The 3,615-nt window shown below is 56.3% G+C and carries 2 protein-coding genes; one reads left to right on the forward strand and one right to left on the reverse strand.

Going from position 1 to position 3,615, the window contains the following annotated elements; translation table 11 throughout:
- Positions 1-1,321 (forward strand): TIM-barrel domain-containing protein (locus Q7O77_RS15635; RefSeq protein WP_304169461.1); only part of this gene is annotated, 1,321 nt, incomplete at its 5' end.
- A 298-nt stretch (positions 1,322-1,619) separates the two neighbouring features.
- Here Q7O77_RS15635 and Q7O77_RS15640 read toward each other — a convergent pair.
- Positions 1,620-3,551 carry an FAD-dependent oxidoreductase gene (locus Q7O77_RS15640; protein ID WP_304169464.1) on the reverse strand — a complete coding sequence of 644 codons (1,932 nt, stop codon included), beginning with the start codon at positions 3,549-3,551 and terminating at the stop codon, positions 1,620-1,622.
- Positions 3,552-3,615: the final 64 nt, after the last annotated feature.

A 3,615-nucleotide genomic window follows, 5' to 3' on the forward strand; every position in this document is an offset into this window, starting at 1 on the left:
GGTTGAGCACCATTGGCAGGGTGGCCTGCAGGTGATGCCAGGTGGAGGCGATAATGCCTCCACCTGGCATCACCTGCAGGCCACCCTGCCAATGGTGCTCAACCTGGGAATGTCCGGCCTGCCGATCTCCGGTTCCGACGTTGGCGGATTTGCGCCGGGCGAAGCGCCTGAAGATCCCAGCAGTATTTTCTTCGGCGCTCAACACTGCCGCAATCACAACCCCATGGTGTATGACCGGCTGGTGCTAGGTCCCGATGACATCGACATCGGCGATGTCTGCGAGCACGAGCTGATGACCCGTTGGGTTCAGGCGGCGTGCCTGTTGCCGTGGATGCGCAACCATTACGATGCAATGAAGCCTTACCAGGAGATTTATCGCTACGGCGATAAGGCGCCGGTCAGCGGCAATCGCTCCTTCGCCGACATCATGACGGCCTTTGTCTGCTTCCGCGTGCGCTGGCATCACCTACTGTATGACGCGATGTATCAGAATACCCAGACCGGTATTCCGATCTTGCAGGCGATGTGTTTGTGGCAGGGCGACGAGGCGATCTTCGACAAGCGCAACAAAGACGTACTGGCGACACAGTGCTTCATCGACAGTTCCGTGCTTTATGCGCCGATCATGACGCGCAGCACCGCTGGGAGCGAAGCCGCCTACATGGCGGAAAAGGACATCTACTTCCCTAACGCAGTCAAAGGTCAGACGCTAAACTGGTATCGTTACCATGTCATCGAAGACACCGTGGATATCGCCAATCCGATTAAAGGGGGCCAGCGTCGTACCGTCAGCGCCGACATCACCAACGTGCCACTGTTTATTCGTGAAGGCGCAATTATCCCTGAACGTCACACGCAGTCCGATCTGCCCGCGCCGTTCAAGAATATTCAGGTGATGGATAAGTTCGAGCAGCCGCTGGTACTGGCGTTGTATCCGCTCGGCGAGTCCGGCGAAGGCCGTCATCAGCTTTACTGGGACGATGGCGGCGTCACCCGTTCGGCAGAACGTCAGGGACAGTTCTCGGTGATCGATGTTCGCCAGCGTCGTATCGACGGGTCGCTGGAGGTTAGCCTGACACCGCGTAAGTACGATTACCCGCTGCACGCGTTTGTCTACCTACGCCTTCGCACGGACAAGCCTGCGTTGCAACGGATGACGGTCGGCTCATCCACCCTCAGCGCGCGCGTAGATTCGACGGATGCCCTCTTCAAACACGAGGGAGAGGCGGCCTATGTTGACCCACGCGGCAGCGTGTGGATTAAAGTCAGCACCCGCACGTTATCCGCAACCCACGCGTTGACGATGAATATCGTGGCATAACGCATTCGATCTCATCACGGGCAGGCTTCTGGCCTGCCCGTTATTTTTCTCCCCCCTTCCCGCCACCAACGCCCCACCCCATTTCCACTCCTGAGGCCTGTTTCCCTATCCTGCACGACAGCAGATAGCAACCTGCCGCATTGTGCTATTTCCACAAAAATCAGCGCCGACAAGAAAGAAAAGAAAACCGCGAAGCGTAGATACAAATCACAGATAACAATACGGGCCTTCCATTTTGCATGGAAAGCCCGTGTGATGGGACGATTAAGCGCCTAGGATTAACGGCGCTCTAGCGCGATTAGGCCAGACACATCCCCGCGTCAAAACCTTCACGCGCGGCCACCAGCGCATTGCTGGTTTTCACGGCGCCACCGATGACGATCGCATTGTCGGCAACCCCTTCCAGCTCTTCAGCCAGTTCTTTAACCGGCGCATATCCCAGTGCGATAACGACGGTATCCGCTTCCAACTCCATTCGCCCTTGCGCATTTTCGAGGATCACTTGATGCTCGCCAATTTCGCACAGCTTGGTGTTGGGGTACTGCTTCACGTCATACTCTTCCAGTACGGACATCAGATGCAGCTTGCTGACGCCATCCAGCTCTTGCAACAGGCGGTCGCGCATTTCAACCACGGTAACTTCTTTCTGCTGCATGGCCAGATGTGCCGCGGTTTCACCACCGACTTCACCACCGCCCGCGATCACCACGCGCTGACCGGTCACCACGTTGCCCAGCAGAACATCCTCCGCCAGCACCACGTGCGGCTGGTTGATGCCTTTGATCGGCGGAACCGCCGGTTTACCGCCAGTGGCGACGATGACGGAGTCCGGGCGACTTTCCGCCACGATCGCTTTGGTCAGCGGCGTATTCAGTTTGATCTCCACGCCCAGTTTTTCCAGCTCCCGGCCCAGCCAGGCCGTATAGGTCGCCAGTTCACCTTTACCCGGAGGGAAAGCCGCGGAGCGGAACTGGCCGCCCAAATAGCCGGTTTTTTCAAACAGCGTCACGCTGTGACCACGCATCGCCGCCACACGGGCCGCTTCCAGTCCAGCCGGACCGGCACCCGCAATGAAGACGCGTTTAGGGCTAGCGACCTTGCTGTAGTCCAGGCTATTTTCACGCGCCAGCGACGGGTTGACCAGACAGGTGAACGGCACGCCAAGCGGCAAACTCGCCAGACAGCCCTGCATGCAGCCGATGCAGTAACGAATAGACGCGACATCACCGGCTTTCGCTTTGTTGGGCAGGTGCGGATCGGCCAATGAACCACGTCCCATCGCGATAAAGTCCGCTTTGCCCAATGCCAAAACGTTGTCCGCCATACGCGGATCGTTAATGCGGTTCACGGTGATAATGGGCATGTTCACCGTTTTTTTCAGCTCTTCGGAGAAAGAGACAGCCCAGGCGTGGCCCACATACATTGGCGGCACAGTACAGGCCTTGTTGTGATCGCCATAAACCCCCATGGTCATATGCAGCGCATCCACGCCCCACTCTTCGAAGATCTGCGCCAGTACGCGCGTTTCGGCGATATCGCGTCCGCCCAGGAAACCTTCGTCAGCGGAGAGTCGGATGGTCACCGGATAATCCATTCCCACTTCTTTACGCACCGCCTGATAGATCTCTTTTAAGAACAGGATGCGGCCATCGAGGTTACCGCCATATTTATCGGTACGCTTATTGGCGTAAGGCGATAAAAACTCGGCAATCAGATAACCGTGGCCGGCATGAATTTCCACACCGTCGAAGCCCGCCTCTTTAACCCGACGAGCGCAATCTGCAAATTCCGAAACCAACTGCTGAATTTCGTCGATACCCAGTTCACGGGGCATTTCTTTTAGAGCGGGGCAAGGGATTGCCGAAGGGGCCACTGGCTGCACGCCGCCGTTTACACTTTCTGACGTCTGGCGGCCTGCATGGTAAATCTGGCAGAAGATTTTACTGTCGTATTGATGGATGGTGTCGGTGAGCTTACGATGACTGGCGATTTGCTCGTCGCGCCAGAGTCCCCCAATGTATTTACAGCCCATCGCATTTTCGTTGATGGCGTAGTTCTCGGTGATGATCAGCCCCCAGCCGCCTTTTGCTTTTTCTTCGTGATAGGCGATATAGCGGTCTGACGCCGTACCATCGCTATTACACAGGTTGGTGACCATCGCGGGAACCACGAGCCGGTTCGGAATAACGCACTGATTAATCTTTTCGGGGTGAAATAATTTTTTGAACATATTTTATATTTTTCCTGCTAATGAATATAAAAGCTGTCTCTTATACACATCTGACGCTGCCGAC

This window comes from Lonsdalea britannica, assembly GCF_946477055.1.
Classification (GTDB): Bacteria; Pseudomonadota; Gammaproteobacteria; order Enterobacterales; family Enterobacteriaceae; genus Lonsdalea; species Lonsdalea britannica_A.

Bases quoted from the DNA above. Each gene is read 5' to 3' on its own strand.
- Q7O77_RS15640 (WP_304169464.1), bottom strand. From the start codon at position 3,551: ATGTTCAAAAAATTATTTCACCCCGAAAAGATTAATCAGTGCGTTATT.